The sequence below is a fragment of the Pseudoalteromonas sp. SWYJ118 genome, assembly GCF_015864505.1.
In the GTDB taxonomy this organism is placed as follows: domain Bacteria; phylum Pseudomonadota; class Gammaproteobacteria; order Enterobacterales; family Alteromonadaceae; genus Pseudoalteromonas; species Pseudoalteromonas arctica.
This window is the reverse complement of sequence record NZ_JADYXC010000002.1, coordinates 240447-257483: the sequence shown is the minus strand read 5'-3', so window position 1 is coordinate 257483 and position 17037 is coordinate 240447. Positions and strand designations below refer to the sequence as shown.

Annotated in this window: 13 protein-coding genes and 1 riboswitch; of the genes, 9 read left to right on the top strand and 4 right to left on the bottom strand. The window is 40.4% G+C overall.

Annotated features, from left to right (window positions below; genetic code table 11):
- The first annotated feature begins 110 nt into the window (after positions 1-110).
- The 6 genes from carA (at position 111) to I6F48_RS03835 (ending at position 8140) form a co-directional block, all read left to right on the top strand.
- Positions 111-1247 carry a glutamine-hydrolyzing carbamoyl-phosphate synthase small subunit gene (carA, locus tag I6F48_RS03860; RefSeq protein WP_165741051.1) on the top strand — a complete coding sequence of 379 codons (1137 nt, stop codon included), beginning with the start codon at positions 111-113 and terminating at the stop codon, positions 1245-1247.
- Positions 1248-1263: 16 nt separating this feature from the next.
- Positions 1264-4482, top strand: coding sequence for a carbamoyl-phosphate synthase large subunit (gene carB / locus I6F48_RS03855; protein ID WP_197118863.1), 3219 nt, complete (start codon positions 1264-1266; stop codon positions 4480-4482).
- 48 nt (positions 4483-4530) lie between these two features.
- Positions 4531-5007 carry a transcription elongation factor GreA gene (gene greA, locus I6F48_RS03850; protein WP_165741007.1) on the top strand — a complete coding sequence of 159 codons (477 nt, stop codon included), beginning with the start codon at positions 4531-4533 and terminating at the stop codon, positions 5005-5007.
- 352 nt (positions 5008-5359) lie between these two features.
- The gene (locus I6F48_RS03845) at positions 5360-6418 is read left to right on the top strand and encodes a S66 family peptidase (protein ID WP_166420692.1); all 1059 of its coding nucleotides are present in this window, start codon (positions 5360-5362) and stop codon (positions 6416-6418) included.
- A gap of 76 nt (positions 6419-6494) precedes the next feature.
- A riboswitch (FMN riboswitch) is annotated at positions 6495-6680 on the top strand.
- A 140-nt stretch (positions 6681-6820) separates the two neighbouring features.
- Positions 6821-7474 carry a 3,4-dihydroxy-2-butanone-4-phosphate synthase gene (gene ribB / locus I6F48_RS03840; protein WP_165728274.1) on the top strand — a complete coding sequence of 218 codons (654 nt, stop codon included), beginning with the start codon at positions 6821-6823 and terminating at the stop codon, positions 7472-7474.
- Positions 7475-7753: 279 nt separating this feature from the next.
- The gene (locus I6F48_RS03835; RefSeq protein ID WP_165728247.1) at positions 7754-8140 is read left to right on the top strand and encodes a hypothetical protein; all 387 of its coding nucleotides are present in this window, start codon (positions 7754-7756) and stop codon (positions 8138-8140) included.
- 123 nt (positions 8141-8263) lie between these two features.
- Here the strand turns inward: I6F48_RS03835 and I6F48_RS03830 are convergent, their stop codons facing one another.
- A complete protein-coding gene (locus tag I6F48_RS03830; RefSeq protein WP_197118862.1) occupies positions 8264-8917 on the bottom strand; it encodes a nitroreductase family protein in 654 nt (217 codons plus the stop codon).
- 175 nt (positions 8918-9092) lie between these two features.
- Here I6F48_RS03830 and I6F48_RS03825 point away from each other — a divergent pair, with 175 nt between their 5' ends.
- On the top strand, positions 9093-10028 hold the full coding sequence (locus I6F48_RS03825) for a LysR family transcriptional regulator (protein ID WP_197118861.1): 936 nt from the start codon (positions 9093-9095) through the stop codon (positions 10026-10028).
- Positions 10029-10112: 84 nt separating this feature from the next.
- On the top strand, positions 10113-10937 hold the full coding sequence (gene rhlP, locus I6F48_RS03820; RefSeq protein WP_197118860.1) for a rhombotarget lipoprotein: 825 nt from the start codon (positions 10113-10115) through the stop codon (positions 10935-10937).
- Positions 10938-11010: 73 nt separating this feature from the next.
- Here rhlP and I6F48_RS03815 read toward each other — a convergent pair whose 3' ends face one another.
- The 3 genes from I6F48_RS03815 to I6F48_RS03805 form a co-directional block, all read right to left on the bottom strand.
- Positions 11011-11901 carry a dienelactone hydrolase family protein gene (locus I6F48_RS03815; RefSeq protein WP_197118859.1) on the bottom strand — a complete coding sequence of 297 codons (891 nt, stop codon included), beginning with the start codon at positions 11899-11901 and terminating at the stop codon, positions 11011-11013.
- A gap of 221 nt (positions 11902-12122) precedes the next feature.
- Entirely contained in the window at positions 12123-15272 is a 3150-nt protein-coding gene (locus I6F48_RS03810; RefSeq protein WP_197118858.1) for an efflux RND transporter permease subunit, read from the bottom strand.
- Between the two features lie 2 nt (positions 15273-15274).
- Complete coding sequence (locus I6F48_RS03805) at positions 15275-16453, bottom strand: efflux RND transporter periplasmic adaptor subunit (RefSeq protein ID WP_197118857.1); 1179 nt, start codon at positions 16451-16453, stop codon at positions 15275-15277.
- A 169-nt stretch (positions 16454-16622) separates the two neighbouring features.
- On the opposite strand from I6F48_RS03805, the gene I6F48_RS03800 reads away from it, so the two are divergent.
- Positions 16623-16886 (top strand): YkgJ family cysteine cluster protein, encoded by a 264-nt coding sequence (locus tag I6F48_RS03800; RefSeq protein WP_165741452.1) that lies wholly within the window; start codon positions 16623-16625, stop codon positions 16884-16886.
- Positions 16887-17037 lie beyond the last annotated feature (151 nt).

Sequence of the window (17037 nt, the reverse complement as noted above, 5' to 3'; positions counted from 1 at the left end):
TGCGTAAAACTATTTAAGCTCACAAAAATCTAGTTTTGACGATCCCTCTGGGTATTGGCGGGGTGTTAAGCAATTGCTTACTCCCGTTTTTTACTGTTAGGAGGTTTAACTTGACTAAATCCGCTCTGTTAGTCCTAGAAGACGGCACAGTGTTTCGCGGTACTGCAATCGGCGCTGACGGCATGTCAGTCGGTGAAGTAGTATTCAATACGTCTATGACTGGTTATCAAGAAATTTTGACTGATCCATCATACGCGGAACAAATCGTAACTTTGACGTACCCACATATCGGTAATACGGGTACCAACAGCGAAGACGAAGAAGCGAATCAAATTTGGGCTAAAGGCCTAGTGATCCGTGATTTGCCACTGCTAGCAAGTAATTTTCGTAACGAGCAATCGTTAGATGATTACTTAAAAGAACGTAATATTTTAGGTATTGCGGACATCGACACCAGAAAGTTAACTCGAATTTTGCGTGATAAAGGCGCACAAAACGGGTGTATTATTGCTGGCGACGAGCTAGACGAAAGTAAAGCGCTACAAGCCGCGCAAGCCTTCCCAGGCTTAAAAGGTATGGATTTAGCAAAAGTTGTCTCAACCAAGGAAAATTTTGAGTGGCGCGAATCAAGCTGGACATTAGGCGAAGGATTTAAAACTCTTGATGCTGCTGATGAAAAGTTTCATGTTGTTACCTACGACTTCGGTGTAAAGCGTAATATTTTACGTATGCTTGTAGACCGTGGTTGTAAACTTACAGTAGTACCAGCGCAAACCTCTGCCGCTGACGTACTGGCTTTAAACCCTGATGGTATCTTCCTATCTAATGGCCCTGGCGATCCTGAGCCATGTACTTACGCTATTGATGCAATTAAAACCTTTTTAGAAACCGACACACCAATTTTTGGTATCTGTTTAGGTCATCAGTTATTAGCCCTTGCCTCAGGTGCTAAAACAGAAAAAATGAAATTTGGCCACCACGGCGCTAACCACCCAGTTAAAGACCTAGACCGCGATGTAGTTATGATCACAGCTCAAAACCATGGTTTTGCAGCGCAAGAGTCAAGCCTGCCAAGTACGCTTCGTGCCACGCACAAATCGTTATTTGACGGAACGCTTCAAGGTATTCATCGTACAGATAAACCTGCGTTTAGCTTCCAGGGTCACCCTGAAGCAAGCCCTGGTCCACACGATGCAGCACCATTATTTGACCACTTCATCGATTTGATGCAAGCGCGTAAACACTAATTTAACTGGAGTAATAATGCCAAAACGTACCGACATAAAAAGCATTCTTATCTTAGGCGCAGGCCCAATTGTAATTGGTCAAGCGTGTGAATTTGACTACTCTGGTGCTCAAGCGTGTAAAGCACTTAGAGAAGAAGGCTACAGAGTTATATTAGTTAACTCAAACCCTGCAACTATCATGACAGACCCTGATATGGCCGATGCAACATACATCGAACCCATTCATTGGGAAGTGGTAGAAAAAATCATTGAAAAAGAAAAGCCTGATGCAATACTGCCTACAATGGGTGGTCAAACAGCATTAAACTGTGCACTTGAACTAGACAAGCACGGTGTATTGGCTAAGCACGGCGTTGAACTTATTGGTGCAACGGCTGATGCAATCGACAAAGCAGAAAACCGCGAACGCTTTGACGTAGCAATGAAAAATATTGGTCTTGAATGTCCACGTGCTGAGATTGCTCATTCTATGGATGAAGCCAAAGACATCATAACGCGCATTGGTTTGCCATGTATTATCAGGCCTTCTTTTACTATGGGCGGCACCGGCGGCGGTGTGGCGTATAACTTAGAAGAGTTTGAAGAAATTTGTGAACGCGGCTTAGATTTATCGCCTACTAGCGAATTATTGATTGATGAATCACTAATTGGTTGGAAAGAGTACGAAACAGAAGTTGTACGTGATAAAAACGACAACTGTATTATTGTTTGTACCATTGAAAACTTTGACCCGATGGGTGTTCACACTGGCGATTCAATCACTGTTGCACCAGCGCAAACGCTAACTGACAAAGAATACCAAATTATGCGTAACGCCTCTATGGCAGTATTACGTGAAATTGGTGTAGAAACCGGTGGTTCGAACGTACAGTTTGGTATTAATCCAGAAGATGGCCGTATGGTTATCATTGAGATGAACCCACGTGTATCACGTTCATCTGCACTAGCATCAAAAGCAACGGGTTTCCCAATTGCTAAAATTGCTGCAAAATTAGCTGTAGGTTACACGCTTGATGAACTTCAAAACGACATTACTGGTGGCAAAACACCTGCGTCTTTTGAGCCTTCAATCGATTACGTTGTTACAAAAATTCCTCGCTTTAACTTTGAAAAATTTGCCGGTGCAAACGACCGTTTAACTACGCAAATGAAATCAGTTGGCGAAGTAATGGCAATTGGTCGTAATCAACAAGAGTCACTACACAAAGCATTACGGGGTCTTGAAGTAGGCGCTACAGGTTTTAACCCAATAGTGGCACTTGATGACCCTAAAGCAAAAGAAAAAATCATCCGCGAACTACGCGAGCCAGGCGCTGAGCGTATTTGGTACATTGCCGATGCAATGCGCCATGGCATGAGCGTTGATGATGTTTACGAGCTGACTAAAGTAAACCGTTGGTTCTTAGTTCAAATAGAAGATATTTTAAAAGACGAAGCAAAAATAGCGAAAGTAGGCATGGCGGGTTTAAATGCTGACTTCCTACGTAAACTTAAACGCAAAGGCTTTGCAGATCCGCGTATAGCAGAAATTGCAGGTGTATCTGAAGCTGAAATTCGTAAAAAGCGTCATTTATTAAACATAGTGCCAGTATACAAACGTGTTGATACGTGTGCTGCAGAATTTAGCTCAGACACAGCTTACATGTACTCAACTTACGATGAAGAGTGTGAAGCTAACCCAACTGATCGTGATAAAATCATGGTTATTGGTGGTGGTCCAAACCGTATCGGTCAAGGTATTGAGTTTGATTACTGTTGTGTACATGCCTCGCTTGCGCTTCGTGAAGACGGCTATGAAACCATCATGGTTAACTGTAACCCTGAAACGGTATCTACCGATTATGATACTTCGGATCGTTTATACTTTGAACCAATTACGCTTGAAGACGTACTCGAAATCGTACGTGTTGAAAAGCCAAAAGGCGTTATCGTACAATACGGTGGTCAAACACCACTTAAGCTAGCGCGTGAGCTTGAAGCTAATGGTGTGCCAGTCATTGGTACTTCACCAGATGCGATTGACCGTGCAGAAGACCGCGAACGTTTCCAACAACTTGTTGAGCGTTTAAACTTACTTCAGCCAGAAAACGCAACAGTAACTTCAACTGAAGAAGCCTTACTTAAGTCAGTTGAAATTGGCTTCCCACTCGTTGTTCGCCCGTCGTACGTACTAGGTGGTCGTGCAATGGAAATTGTATACGACGAAGATGATTTACGTCGCTACATGACCGAAGCTGTACAAGCATCAAACGAAGCACCTGTATTACTGGACCGTTTCTTAGATAACGCGATTGAAGTTGACGTTGACGCAATTTGTGACGGCGAGCAAGTAATCATCGGCGGTATCATGGAGCACATTGAGCAAGCGGGTGTTCACTCGGGTGACTCAGCCTGTTCATTACCAGCACATTCTTTATCACAAGAAGTGCAAGACGTAATGCGCAAGCAAGTAACCGACATGGCGCTTGAACTTGGTGTTGTTGGCTTGATGAATACACAGTTTGCAGTAAAAGAAGACAAAGTGTACTTAATCGAAGTCAACCCTCGTGCTGCACGTACTGTACCGTTTGTATCAAAAGCTACGGGTGTAGCGCTTGCAAAAGTAGCTGCACGTTGTATGGCTGGTCAGTCTTTAGCAAGCCAAGGTATTACTAAAGAAGTGATTCCTCCTTACTACAGCGTTAAAGAAGTTGTACTGCCGTTTGCTAAGTTTCAAGGTGTGGATCCAATCCGTGGTCCTGAGATGCGTTCAACAGGTGAAGTGATGGGTGTTGGCGATACTTTCGCCGAAGCATTCGCAAAAGCACAATTAGGTGCAAGCAATACTTTACCACGCGGTGGTCGCGCGTTATTATCTGTTCGTAATAGCGATAAGCCACGTATTGTTGAATTAGCCAAAATCATGACCGACTTAGGTTTTGAACTTGACGCAACTGGTGGCACGGCAGAAGCTCTTGAAGAAGCTGGCATTGAAGTACGACGTGTAAACAAAGTATATGAAGGCCGCCCGCATATTCTTGATTATATTAAGAATAAAGAGTACAGCTATATTGTTAATACCACCGAAGGTCGCCAAGCGATCGAAGATTCGAAGGTGTTACGTCGTGGTGCATTGCAAAATAAAACCAACTATACGACAACCTTGAACGCGGCATTCGCTAACTGTACTGCTAACAAAGCAGATGACCGCAGTAAAGTGACGTCAGTTCAAGAGCTACACCTGCGATTGAACTAAGGAAATGTGCCAAGGCCAACTAGGGCCTTGGTGTTAAGTGAGAAAAGTATGCAATCAATTCCGATGACAGTTCGTGGCGCAGATTTACTGCGTAAAGAGCTTAACGAATTAAAAACAGTTACCCGTCCTAAAATCGTAAGTGATATTGCGGTTGCACGTGAACATGGTGACTTAAAAGAAAACGCTGAGTATCATGCTGCACGTGAGCAACAGGGTTTTTGCGAAGGTCGTATTCAAGAAATTGAAGCTAAGCTTTCAAATGTTCAAATTATCGACGTAACTAAAATGCCAAATACCGGTAGAGTTATTTTTGGTACAACGGTGACTATTGTAAATGTAGAAACCGATGCTGAAGTAAAATACCGTATTGTAGGCGATGATGAAGCAAATATTAAAAATAACTTAATATCTGTTAACTCACCTATAGCGCGTGGCTTAATTGGTAAACAAATGGACGACTCAGTGTCTATTCAAACACCAAAAGGTATTGTTGAGTTCGAAATCATTGAAGTTGAGTATCTTTAACGTATAACTCACTTTAACGTTTTAAATAAAAACCGATGTAATTACATCGGTTTTTTTATGCCTGAAATTTAATATTAAAACTTATACCAATTCCAATAAATAGCTGATCTATTTTACTTGCTAAAATAACCCATTTATTTGTTGTTAATTTCGTAAAGGGAACAACCATTTACATCAATTTACGCCTAGAACTGAATTGTTTTTTCGGCGTAAAATTCAGATCACATACTTAATGGAATTGGTATTATTATTTTGCTGACCTCAAAGCATTAGCTCATTTATACATTCATATTGTATAAAGAGTGTACGTGTTGATATAGGTACATAATCACTTTATTAAAAAGGAACACCCATGGCTAATATTCTTTACCCAGCGCCTTTAAAAGTAGGCTCTAAAATTGCAATTTGCTCGCTGTCATCAGGCCTAAAAGAAAAATACCACGGGCGATTAGATATTGTGATAGAGGGATTAAAGCACCGTGGCTATGAGGTTGTAGAGGGGGAGTTTTTACGCCAAAACAGACCACGTAATGAGCTTAATGCTAAAGCCCATGCCGAGCAACTAATGGGTTTATTACTAGATGATGAAATAGATGCCATTATGCCGCCAATGGGTGGTGAGCTGGCAATGGAGGTATTGCCACTACTTGATTTTAACGCGATTAAACAAGCCAAACCTAAATGGCTAGTTGGGTTTTCTGATGTGAGCACGATTGCATGTGCACTCACCGCTAAGTGCCAATGGGCAACACTTCACAGCGCTAACCTTATGCAGCTCCATCCAGATGAAAAAAACGCGTATAGCCTACAAATATTCGAAACTCTTACTTACGAAGCCGGTAGTAAATTTGAGCAAGGGCCTTCTTCTTTATATCAAAAAAACAAGCCTAATTACGCACAAAACCCGAATGAATTACTAAGCCCTAGTGAGCCCACAAAATGGCAATGTTTAAACTATACAGATAAACGCACCATAGAAATGTCAGGCCGCTTATTTGGTGGATGTTTAGATACAGTCGGCTTATTGCTCGACTCACCATTTTTAGCACTGCATGAATTTAAAAAGGACAGTGCACCCGAAGGGCTTATTTTATACCTCGAAAACTCAGAGCTAACGCCTACCACGGTTGCACGATTTTTACTGTCATTAAAATTAGCGGGCATATTTGACGACATCAATGGCTTGGTTTTAGGGCGAAGTGAAATTACACAAAGTCATTATGATGCCTTTGACTATCGTCATGCGCTTGATGTTGCATTAGGCGGGTGTTTATTTCCCGTTATTTTTGATGCTGACATAGGGCACGTTCAACCTAACTTAAATTTAGTTAACGGTGCTATGTGTTCGCTTATTGCTGATATAAATGAAGGTATAGTAAACAGTGCATCGGTAAACATTCAACTTTCGTAGTATTTATGGCATTTAGTTTTGAAAAACAAGTAAATACAGGCGTATAATATGCTTGCAGTAAGTGCTAACGCTTACTGTTAATTCTCAGGGCGGGGTGAAATTCCCCACCGGCGGTATGTTTAATGTTATTTGTAACTTAAATGAGCCCGCGAGCGCTTTATTTAACTTGTTTTTACAGTGTTTAAATAGGTTAAGTAAAGGTCAAGCAGATCTGGTGAGATGCCAGAGCCGACGGTTAGAGTCCGGATGAAAGAGAATATAGCTTATTTATGTACACCAAAACGTAGCTTTTTGGTGAGCATTTTTAATGCTGTTTTGGTTTAATCCATACGATTTTATTTGTATGGCTTTGCCATGCCTTTCTGTGTCCTGAATCTATTATTTTTTATTTGGAATATAATGATGATTCAGTCTCTACTTACTCAATTCGGCGAAAGCCATATCCGTGTACAAAGCGCAATTGCTGCATTACAGCAAGGGCAAGGCGTACTTGTTGTTGATGACGAAAACCGCGAAAACGAAGGCGACTTTGTTTTTTCAGCTGAGCATTTAACGGCCCCACAAATGGCCGAAATGATCCGCGAAGGCAGTGGTATTGTATGCCTATGCATGGGAGAGGAGCGTATTAAACAGCTCGACCTACCGCAAATGGTAACCAATAACACCAGTCAAAATAACACCGCTTATACTGTCACTATTGAAGCTAAGCACGGTGTTACAACCGGCGTATCTGCCGTTGATAGAGTGACTACTATTAAAGCTGCTACAGCCGATAATGCAAAACCAAGTGATTTATCGCGCCCTGGCCATGTATTTGGTTTAAAAGCACAAACTGGCGGTGTGCTAGTTCGCCGTGGTCATACCGAAGCATCGGTTGATTTAATGCAACTTGCAGGCTTAAAACCATTTGGTGTAATTTGCGAACTTACCAACCCCGATGGTTCAATGGCACGTTTACCTGAAGTGAGTGATTATGCTAATAAGCATAATATGACCGTGGTTTCTATTGAAGATCTCGTGCAATACATTCAAGCTGCGCAGCTTAAAGTAGGTTAAATTACTATTTTGTCAGCCTTAGATATATTATAAAGCACGCATCTGTTGCGTGTTTTTTTATGGGTCTAACTTGCACTTGAAATGTAATAGTCACTTGTTTTTATTGACGTTATTTAAGAAGGTTAGCGAAGGAATTGCACTTTCTGTAGCCGCTATAAACAGTACTCTATAAGGAATTACCCCATTAAAATAGATTATTCTAACTATACACTTGAAGAATTGTTCGATGTAAAAGCTAATATAGATAAAGATAAATACACTGAGAATTTCAATGCATTAATGGCTGAATTTTTAAAAAGAGAAAACGAATTAAAACACTATAATGATGCGATAGAAAAAGAGGCTGAGGCTAAAAAAATATTACGAATGACCAGCTGCTCTAATAAAAGAATAGCGGGTGTGTTTTTATTTGGTTTGTGTATCAGTTTACCCTTAATGTTGTTCGCTGAACTGTCGATTTTAAGCACGATTAATCAATTTTACAGCGTGGTACTTTTACTTATGGTGGGGTTGCCTTTATTGCATTCTTTTCGTTATGGCTGGACACTATCTAGATACGGTATAGTGACTGTAACCGACGATGTGTTTTCCTTCACTGTAATGCAATTGTTTTATAGCTGTATTTTTTGTTTAATACTTTTTCTTACCATATTAAGGTGGCCTTAACAGTTATTGCAGCACATTAGTACAGAGTAATATGCTTAGATCCTTGACTGAATATGATTTGTATTTATAAATGTATAAGCGAAAAATAACAGCTGACATACACCAGCTGCTTGGTTTGAAAAATTATAAAACCTGAATAACTTGCTCTTTTGCTAAGCGAGATTTAGGTAATTTAGCATTATAATCCTCAGCGTCATCATGGTAGCCAAGTACTAATGCTACATCACAAATGTAACCATCTAGCTCTTTTTCAAAAACTTCACCAATAAGCTGTGCATCAACGCCTTCCATAGGAGTTGAATCAATACCTAAGCGTGCTGCTGCATGCATTGTGTTACCAAGCGCTATGTAAGTTTGCGCTTTAGTCCACGTTGCGTTATTGCCTTGCTCATCAGTATTCATATCAACAAACGCGAAAGCACCAAATGATTGTTCGCGGTTTTCTGCTTTAGTACGACCGTTTTTAATGTCTGCATCAATTACTTGTGCGTAATCGTCACGTGTATATTTAGGGTTGTAAGCAAATAAAATAACGTGCGACGCTGTTTTAATATGAGGCTGATTAAATTGAAACTTATTAGCAAAGGTAGTATGCATACGTTCTTTTGCTTCATCAGATTCAATTACAACAAACTTCCAAGGCTGCGAGTTAATTGATGAAGGAGAAAGACGCATAGCTTCATATACTACGTCTAGGTCATCTTGAGGAATACGCTTAGTTGTGTAACGTTTAGTTGTGTAGCGTTTTTCTAAATCACTAATAATTGGGTGAGTCATTATTTTTCCAAATAAATAAATTGAGCGAGTTGTTATTAATTGGTTTGAATTTAAATAATTCAATAGTGACCAATCAGTTTTAAATAAGAATATTTTACGGATTTGATAATAGCGCTTGCTTTGCATTTAATAAACATCATAATCATTGAAACATTATCAAATATATATAGATAATATGAACATAGAAGATTTAAAACTTATTCTAAAAGTAGCTGAGTTTAGAAGTATTACGCTTGCAGCTGCTAAATTAGATATGCGCACAGCAACTGCGAGCGCGGTAATTAAGCGTGTTGAGTTAGCACTGGGCAGTGAACTGTTTGTACGTACTACACGTCATTTAAGGTTATCAGCCGCTGGGGAGCGCTATATACCTCAGTGCGAACAAGCTTTAGCAATACTTGAGCAAGCAAAGCATAACCTCAAAGGTGAGCATGACGAAATTGAAGGCGAATTACGTGTTGCTCTTTCATCCGATTTGGGGCGAAATTTAGTTATCCCATGGATTGATGAGCTGATGGATAATTATCCTAAGTTAAGCCTCCGAGCGCATATAAGTGACAGTAATATTGATTTTTATCGTGATTCAGTTGATATAGCACTTCGTTATGGCTCGCCAAGTGACGCTAGCGTTTACGGTTTTAAAATTTGCAACGTACCGCGCTTATTATGTGCAACTCAAGAATATTTATTACAAAATGGCTCTCCTGAACATCCAGACGACTTAGCTAATCACCAAGGCTTATTTTATCAACTGCAAGATATTATAAATAACACGTGGGAATTCACCGATGGCGAGACAAAATATAAAGTTAAAATGGATGGTCGGCGCGCGTCTAACGATGGTGACCTAGTGAGGCGATGGTGTGTTGCGGGTAAAGGCTTAGCAGTAAAGTCAGCACTCGATATAGCCGATGATTTACTCAATGATAGGGTGGTTACTGCTTTGCCAGGTTATCAACACACTAATGGCGAATTATGGCTTATTTGCCCAAGTAGGCAGTCAATAACGCCTGCCGTACGTTTACTACGTGATGCATGCAGAGCAAAATCCCAAGCTATTCTGCAGCAGTTGGTAAATAAAGGAATTATTGATAAAAGCGTACTGAGCTAATTAAGGAAAGATTATTTACTTCCCTAGGCCTTAGATATGCTTTGACATGTAACTGAATTAAATTAAAAATAAAAAGGAATAAATATGAAATTTAATAAATATATAATCATTTTGATGGCGGTCTTACTTGCTTCTTGTAGTTCGTTTGTGAGTAACAATACAGGTAAAAATACACAATCTAGTAGCTTAATGGACTTCTTATATCCTGATCAACAAAGCCGCTCTACCTATAAACCTGAAATACCTGTTTTAAAACTCCCTGTTACCGTCGGAATTGCATTTGTACCTTCTAAAAACTGGCAGCCAGACGGGTTAGAGACCCAAAACCAAGTCGAACTGCTCGAAAAAGTAAAAAAGTCATTTTTACAATATGATTATATTGACCGCATTGAAGTTATACCAAGCACCTATTTAAAGGGTGGTGAAGGTTTTGCAACACTCGAGCAAGTCGGGAGGCTTTACGATGTAGATGTAATGGCACTGGTTTCTTATGATCAAGTTACGCAATCGTATGAAAATAATGCCGCCTTACTTTATTGGACGATAGTGGGTATGTACGTTATTCCGGGGAATGAAAATACAATTCAAACCTTTGTGGATACAGCTGTTTTTGACATTAAAAGTAGAAAAATGCTGTTTAGAGCGCCTGGTATAAGCAAGCTTGAAAAAAGAACAACCGCAATAGGTATTGATGAAACGTTATTTGAAAAGTCGGCAGAAGGTTTTAATCTCGCTGTTACAGATATGACCGCTAATTTAGATGCAGAGCTAGCAAGGTTTAAAACACGTGTTAAAGAAGAGAAAATAGCAAAAGTCGAAAATAAAGATGGCTCTAGCAGCGGTGGCTCTTTGAGTATTTATTTGCTCGTTTTGTTGTCGTTATTAGTTATGCGTAGCAAAAAAGTTTAAAGCAAAAATAACTAAGCACTTTTTAATAATGCCACCTACTTTGAGCAGGTGGCATTATTTTTTATTCGCTAACTTAGCTTAACTTTTTATCAAAAAACTCAATAGTACGCTGCCATGCAAGCTCAGCATTGTCTTTATCATAACGACCTGTAGAGTCGTTATGAAAACCATGATTTGCCCCTTTATACATATGCATAGTGTATTCAACGTTATTGGCTTTTAAATCTTGCTCGTACTGTGGCCACGATGCGTTTACACGTTTATCCAGCTCGCCTAATTGAATCATTAACGGCGCTTTAATATTTTTACGTAAACTTTCACTTGCAGGAGTGCCGTAAAAAGGCACGCCGGCGCTGAGTAAGTTGCTATCTACAGCGGCTAAGTAATTTACAATATAACCACCAAAACAAAAACCAACAGCGCCTAGCTTCCCATTACTGTTAGCATGCGATTTTAAAAAGTGTGCAGCGGCTACAAAATCGTTTTGAATTTTAGCGCGATCCATTGTTTTTTGCATAGCACGACCCTCATCGTCGTTACCAGGATAGCCACCTAGTGGAAATAACGCATCGGGTGCAAACGCAATAAAGCCTACCTTAGCTAAGCGCCTTGCTACATCTTTTACGTAAGGGTTTAATCCACGGTTTTCGTGTACCACAAGTACAACAGGGAGCTTACCTTCTACGTTTTTAGGTACGGCTAAATATCCCTTGCCCTTACCATATCCGTCTGGTGAATCGAATTCTTCGTACGTTGCCGTAATATCGTCATCATTAAACGAGACTTGCTCAGCAAGCGCGTAATTAGGTAATAGCGCTGATGTAAGTACAGCCATCGAAAAACCAAGCGCAGCTAAACCACCGAGTTTTTTCATAAACGTACGTCGGTCCATTAAACCGTGTGCGTATTCGTCATACCAATCAAAGGCTTCTTGAGGGATGTGATCTGATTGCGAGGTATTCATGGCTGTTCCTTAATTTTATTATGTTTATTTATTATTTAAATACCATAACGTATTAGGGATAAAAAACGAGCAATATTTCTCTCAATTATTAGGACTTTTGATGGAGTCTATGTGCTAAAAAATAAGTAATAGAAGGAAATAGGTGAATATCATTTTTAAGATAAAAATAAAAAGCTCGGCATAGAGTATGCCGAGCTTTTTTGGTTGGGATATTACTTAATTTAGCTATTAGTAGGCGCTGGTTGGGCATCTACAAGTGGCGGCTTGCCACGCATTTTACGTACTAATCGCTTAGCATCTTCTAGCGCAACGTACTGGCACGGTATAAGTATCAGTGTAATTACGGTGGCAAATAACACACCAAAGGCAAGTGATACGGCCATTGGGATAACTATTTTAGCTTGTAAACTCGTTTCAAAAATAATTGGCATTACCCCAATAAAGGTTGTGATTGAAGTCAGTAGTATCGCTCTAAAGCGACGTGCACCGGCTTGCATTACAGCGTCTTTAGTTGCGACACCTTCGGCGCGTGCTTTGTTTACAAAATCAACCATAACGAGGGAGTCATTTACAACCACACCCGCTACAGCAATAATCCCAAACATCGATAAGCTACTCATGGTCATACCTAAAATCATATGCCCAAACATAGCGCCAACTACACCAAACGGAATAACCGACATAATAATAAGTGGCTGCGAGTAAGAACGAAGTGGAATCGCTAATAACGCAAATATAATCATCATTGATATACCAAAATCACGAAGCTGCTCTGAGGCGCTGTCCATCTCTTCTTGAATGCGCCCAGCTACATCACTCGTAACCCCAGGGTAGCTTTTAAGTAGTGTAGGTAAGTATTCATCACGAATTTCTTCTGCAATAGCAAAGGGTTCGGCTTGGTCGGTATTTACCGCAGCCCATACGTTTACAGTACGTTTAGAGTTTTCGCGGCGAATACGGTTTACACCGTCAACTAGTTTAACTTCGGCTACTTCACTTAGCGGAACTTCAGCGCCAGTAGGTGTAATAATACGCACACTTGCAATGTCACTTATTGAGTTACGTTCGTCTTCTGGGTAGCGGATCATGACTTTAATTTCTTCGCCTTCACGCAATATTCGCTGCGCTTCTAAGCCGTAGTAACTAAAGCTTACTTGCGATGCGACATCAGCAAGCGTTAAACCCATGCTGTAAGCGAGTGGTTTTAAATCAAGTTGTACTTCGTCAGTGGCGCTTTGCATTGAGTCGTTTACGTCGCCAACACCTTCGATTGTTTGTAATTTGGCTTTTAATTTACCTGCCACTTCTTTTAGTTCGTCAGCATTTTTGCCTTCAAGTTTAAAGCTAACGTCGCCATCATCTCGACCGCCATTCATTATACTGTCTTGAATGGTCATGGTCTTAACGCCAGGTAAAGCGGGCATTTGTTCGCGCCATAATGCACTTAGGGCAAAGGTGTCGATAGGACGCAAATCAGGCTCTACTAAAATGGCCATAATGTTTGCTTGCGTTCTGCCGCGCAGACTTACCGATAAATCGCGGATCATCGGTTTACCGTATTGCTCTTGTAATTGTTGATCGACCTTTAACAAAACGCCTTCTATTTTACGTGCGGTTTCAAGCGTTGCTTGCTCAGACGAAGCAAGGTTCATTTCTATATCAATACGCGGAAAGTCGTGCGGTATTTTAGGGTTTGGTACAAATTTAACTAAACCACCTGCAAACATACCTGCGCTTACAATAAGCAAACACATAAAGCCAACAATTACGGTATAGCGATAGTGAATACAGCGGCCAACAAAAGGAAGGTAGTAGTTGTTCACAAAGCCTTTTAAGCCACTATCAATCACCATACGTAAGCGGTGTAATAGATTTTTAGGATTTGGTTTACGTGGGTTCATTGCTGCAATGTGCGCAGGTAAAATAAGCTTTGATTCTATGAGTGAAAAAATCAAACATAAAATAATAACGCCACCAATTGCCTTAGAAAAAGCAGCGCCAGGGCCTGTTGCCATTGTTTGTGGTAAAAATGCCGCAATGGTCGTTAGTACACCAAAGGTTGCTGGCATCGCAACACGTTTAACACCACGTACAACATTATCAAGAGTGTGGCCGTACTTTTCAATTTCGGCGCTGGCTGACTCGCCCACAACTATGGCGTCATCAACAACAATCCCGAGTACAAGTATAAAGGCAAAAAGAGAGGCTAGGTTAATAGTTACGTCTAAAAAGCCAATAGGCATAAACAAAAAGGCGCCTAAAAACGAAACCGGTAAGCCCATCATTACCCAAAATGCTAAGCGTAGCGGTAAAAATAGTGCCAGCACTATCATTACTAACAAGCCACCCCAAATCATGTTATCGACCATCATATCGAGTCGACCTTCAAGGTAGTAGGTTAAATCAACAATAGGGGAGAGCTTAACGCCTGCAGGTAAAAGTGGCTCTTTAGTGGCCATGTAGCTTTTAAGGACTTTTGCTACATCGGTAATGTCTTGATCTTTTGATGCGTTAACTTCAAACGAGAGTGAATTTTTACCATTGTATTTTGAATACTGTAAGCCTTCTTCAAAGCCATCATTAATAGTTGCAACATCGCCTAAGTAAATTTGTGCGCCATCAGCAAGGGTAATAAGTGGGAGCCTTTCAAACTCAAAGCCACGGTAGGCTTGTTTTTCTACACGCATCGAAATATAACCGTTTTCAGAGCGTATTTGCCCCGCCGACATATTTGCCGAAAAGCTTTGCACAGCGCCTGCAATATCTCTAAATGTTAAGCCATATTCGCGCAGTTTATCTGGGCTGACTTCTATACCAATTTCGTACTCTAAACCGCCGTTAAAATTAACCAGGTTAACGTGAGGCAGCGCTTGTAACTCATCTTTTATATCGTTGCCAAGCTCTTTTAACTGGTAGTTACTCATGTCGCCATAAAGCGCGAGTATCATTACCTCTTGCTCAAACTTATCACGGCGAACAACAGGGCGTTCCATTCCTGCAGGAAAGGTATTTATTGAATCAACTTGTACTTTAATTTCATCAAGTACTTCTTGTGGATTGTATTGCTCTTCTATTTCAATCCACGCTTGAGAAAAACCACGATTAGAGTAGGTAATTAGGCGTTTAATGCCTTCAAGACCTTCAAGGTTTTCTTCAACTTTAATCGTAATTCCTTCTTCAACCTCTTGCGGGGCAGCCCCAGGATAAACTGCTTGTACGCTTATCCAGTTGCTTTCAAATTGTGGGAACATTTGTTTGCGAATGGTCATCGCCATTAAAAGACCGCCCACTAATATAAATATCATTAGTAGGTTGGCAGCAACGGGATTTCGGGCAAACCATGCTATTAACCCTGTTTCACGAGTGTTCATGATTATTCCTCTTTCAGCGCAAGTTGAGTTACATCAGTTTTATCAGGCGCAATATCTTCAACTTTTACTGCCATACCTTCAGTTGGATACTCAAGCGCTGAGGTAACAATTTGCTCGCCATTTTTTAGCCCTTGGCTGGCTATAATCATGCCGTTTTGTTCGCGTATAATATTGAGAGTTTTAAACGATAATGTTAAATCGTCATTTAAAATTACAATTTTATTATCTTTAACTAAGTGGTGCGCAACAATAATTGCGTTATCAAGCGGGCGACCTTCAATGGTAGCATTAATGTACGAACCAAAACGAAGAGGGCGCGTTTTATCGCCGTAAGGTGTTGCCAGTTGTGCTACCAAATAGCTCATGCGGCTTGTTTGATCAACCACACCTTCGGTGCGAATTACTTTGGCTTGCCACATTGTTTGCTTACCCGCGTATTCTGCGTTAAATGTAACATTTGAGCCTACGCCGCCATTTTTTAAATATTGCAGTTCTTGGTCGGCAACGGGTAAACGTACCTCTGCAACTGAGGTTGCACTCAATGCACCAAAACTATTACCTGGGTTTACTACTGAACCTAAGCTAATTGTGCGCTCGTTAATAATGGCATCGTACGGGGCTTTAATATAAGTACGTTCAAGGTTGCGGCTTGCACGTTTAACACTTGCTTGAGCAGAGCGGTAACGCGCGAGCTTTTCGGCCAGTTGTGGTTTACGTAAATAAAGCTCTGATGCAATAGCATCGCTAGAGTCGGATTTAATACGTTCCCATTCTGCTTTCGCTACATGCGCTTGTGCGCGTTCTATTTCAAGTGCTGAGCTTGCTTGAGCTAAACCTGCTTGCGCTTCGATAAAGTCAGCCTCGTAATCATTTGCATCAATTCGTGCTAAAATATCGCCTTGCTTTACAAACGCGCCTTCAACAAATTGATCTGACACCAAAATAACTTGCCCACTTACTTGTGCTATTAATTCGGTACGATCTTTTGGTTTTACTATGCCGTACGATTTAACATCGAGCGTTATAGAATCTAAGAGTATGCTTTGGGTCGCAACTAAAGGTCGAATGTCTTGCTCAGGCTTTTCTTCTGGTGGCTTTTTCATGGCCATAAAGGCGAAAGCTAAAGCAATACCGCCTGCTAAAACTGCAATTGGGAGTATTATTTGTTTTGTAGTAGCCACAAGGCATTCCTTCATAATTGGTGGTGACAGAGCAATAATACGCAATAAAGTGTTTACAAGGCGTTTTAAGATGTAACAAAGCATTACATATGTGTATTGCAACTTAGCGTGTGGCTAATTACGTTCTTAAAAAGGAATAAAAGTAAGTGTTTTTTATACAGAGGATATTATGAAAACAGAATCAATGACTTGCAGATTAGGCTGCGGTGCATGCTGTATTGCGCCAAGTATTAGCTCCCCAATACCAGGAATGCCAAACGGTAAAAAGGCCGGAGAGCGCTGTATTCAGCTAGATGAACGTAATTTATGTAAGTTATTTGGTGATTCAAGCCGACCTAAAGTATGTAGTGATTTTAGCGCCACGCTTGATGTGTGCGGGTCAACAAATGCACAAGCTCTAGCGCTTATTACAGAGCTTGAAGAGCTAACTTAATCCTCGTTTTTAATACACATCTATTTACAATATATTATTAATAAAAATCTTCATAAGGTTATTAAAAGCAGTCGTTAATTTATTTAATGGCGAAATATTAGACATATTTAATTTTGTTGCTAATATAGGAAATTGTAAGATACTTTTTATA

Excerpts from the sequence above, each read along its gene's own strand:
- carB (WP_197118863.1), top strand. The coding sequence starts at position 1,264 with ATGCCAAAACGTACCGACATAAAAAGCATTCTTATCTTAGGCGCAGGC.
- greA (WP_165741007.1), top strand. The coding sequence starts at position 4,531 with ATGCAATCAATTCCGATGACAGTTCGTGGCGCAGATTTACTGCGTAAA.
- I6F48_RS03845 (WP_166420692.1), top strand. The coding sequence starts at position 5,360 with ATGGCTAATATTCTTTACCCAGCGCCTTTAAAAGTAGGCTCTAAAATT.
- ribB (WP_165728274.1), top strand. The coding sequence starts at position 6,821 with ATGATTCAGTCTCTACTTACTCAATTCGGCGAAAGCCATATCCGTGTA.
- I6F48_RS03835 (WP_165728247.1), top strand. The coding sequence starts at position 7,754 with ATGGCTGAATTTTTAAAAAGAGAAAACGAATTAAAACACTATAATGAT.
- I6F48_RS03830 (WP_197118862.1), bottom strand. The coding sequence starts at position 8,917 with ATGACTCACCCAATTATTAGTGATTTAGAAAAACGCTACACAACTAAA.
- I6F48_RS03825 (WP_197118861.1), top strand. The coding sequence starts at position 9,093 with ATGAACATAGAAGATTTAAAACTTATTCTAAAAGTAGCTGAGTTTAGA.
- rhlP (WP_197118860.1), top strand. The coding sequence starts at position 10,113 with ATGAAATTTAATAAATATATAATCATTTTGATGGCGGTCTTACTTGCT.
- I6F48_RS03815 (WP_197118859.1), bottom strand. The coding sequence starts at position 11,901 with ATGAATACCTCGCAATCAGATCACATCCCTCAAGAAGCCTTTGATTGG.
- I6F48_RS03810 (WP_197118858.1), bottom strand. The coding sequence starts at position 15,272 with ATGAACACTCGTGAAACAGGGTTAATAGCATGGTTTGCCCGAAATCCC.
- I6F48_RS03800 (WP_165741452.1), top strand. The coding sequence starts at position 16,623 with ATGAAAACAGAATCAATGACTTGCAGATTAGGCTGCGGTGCATGCTGT.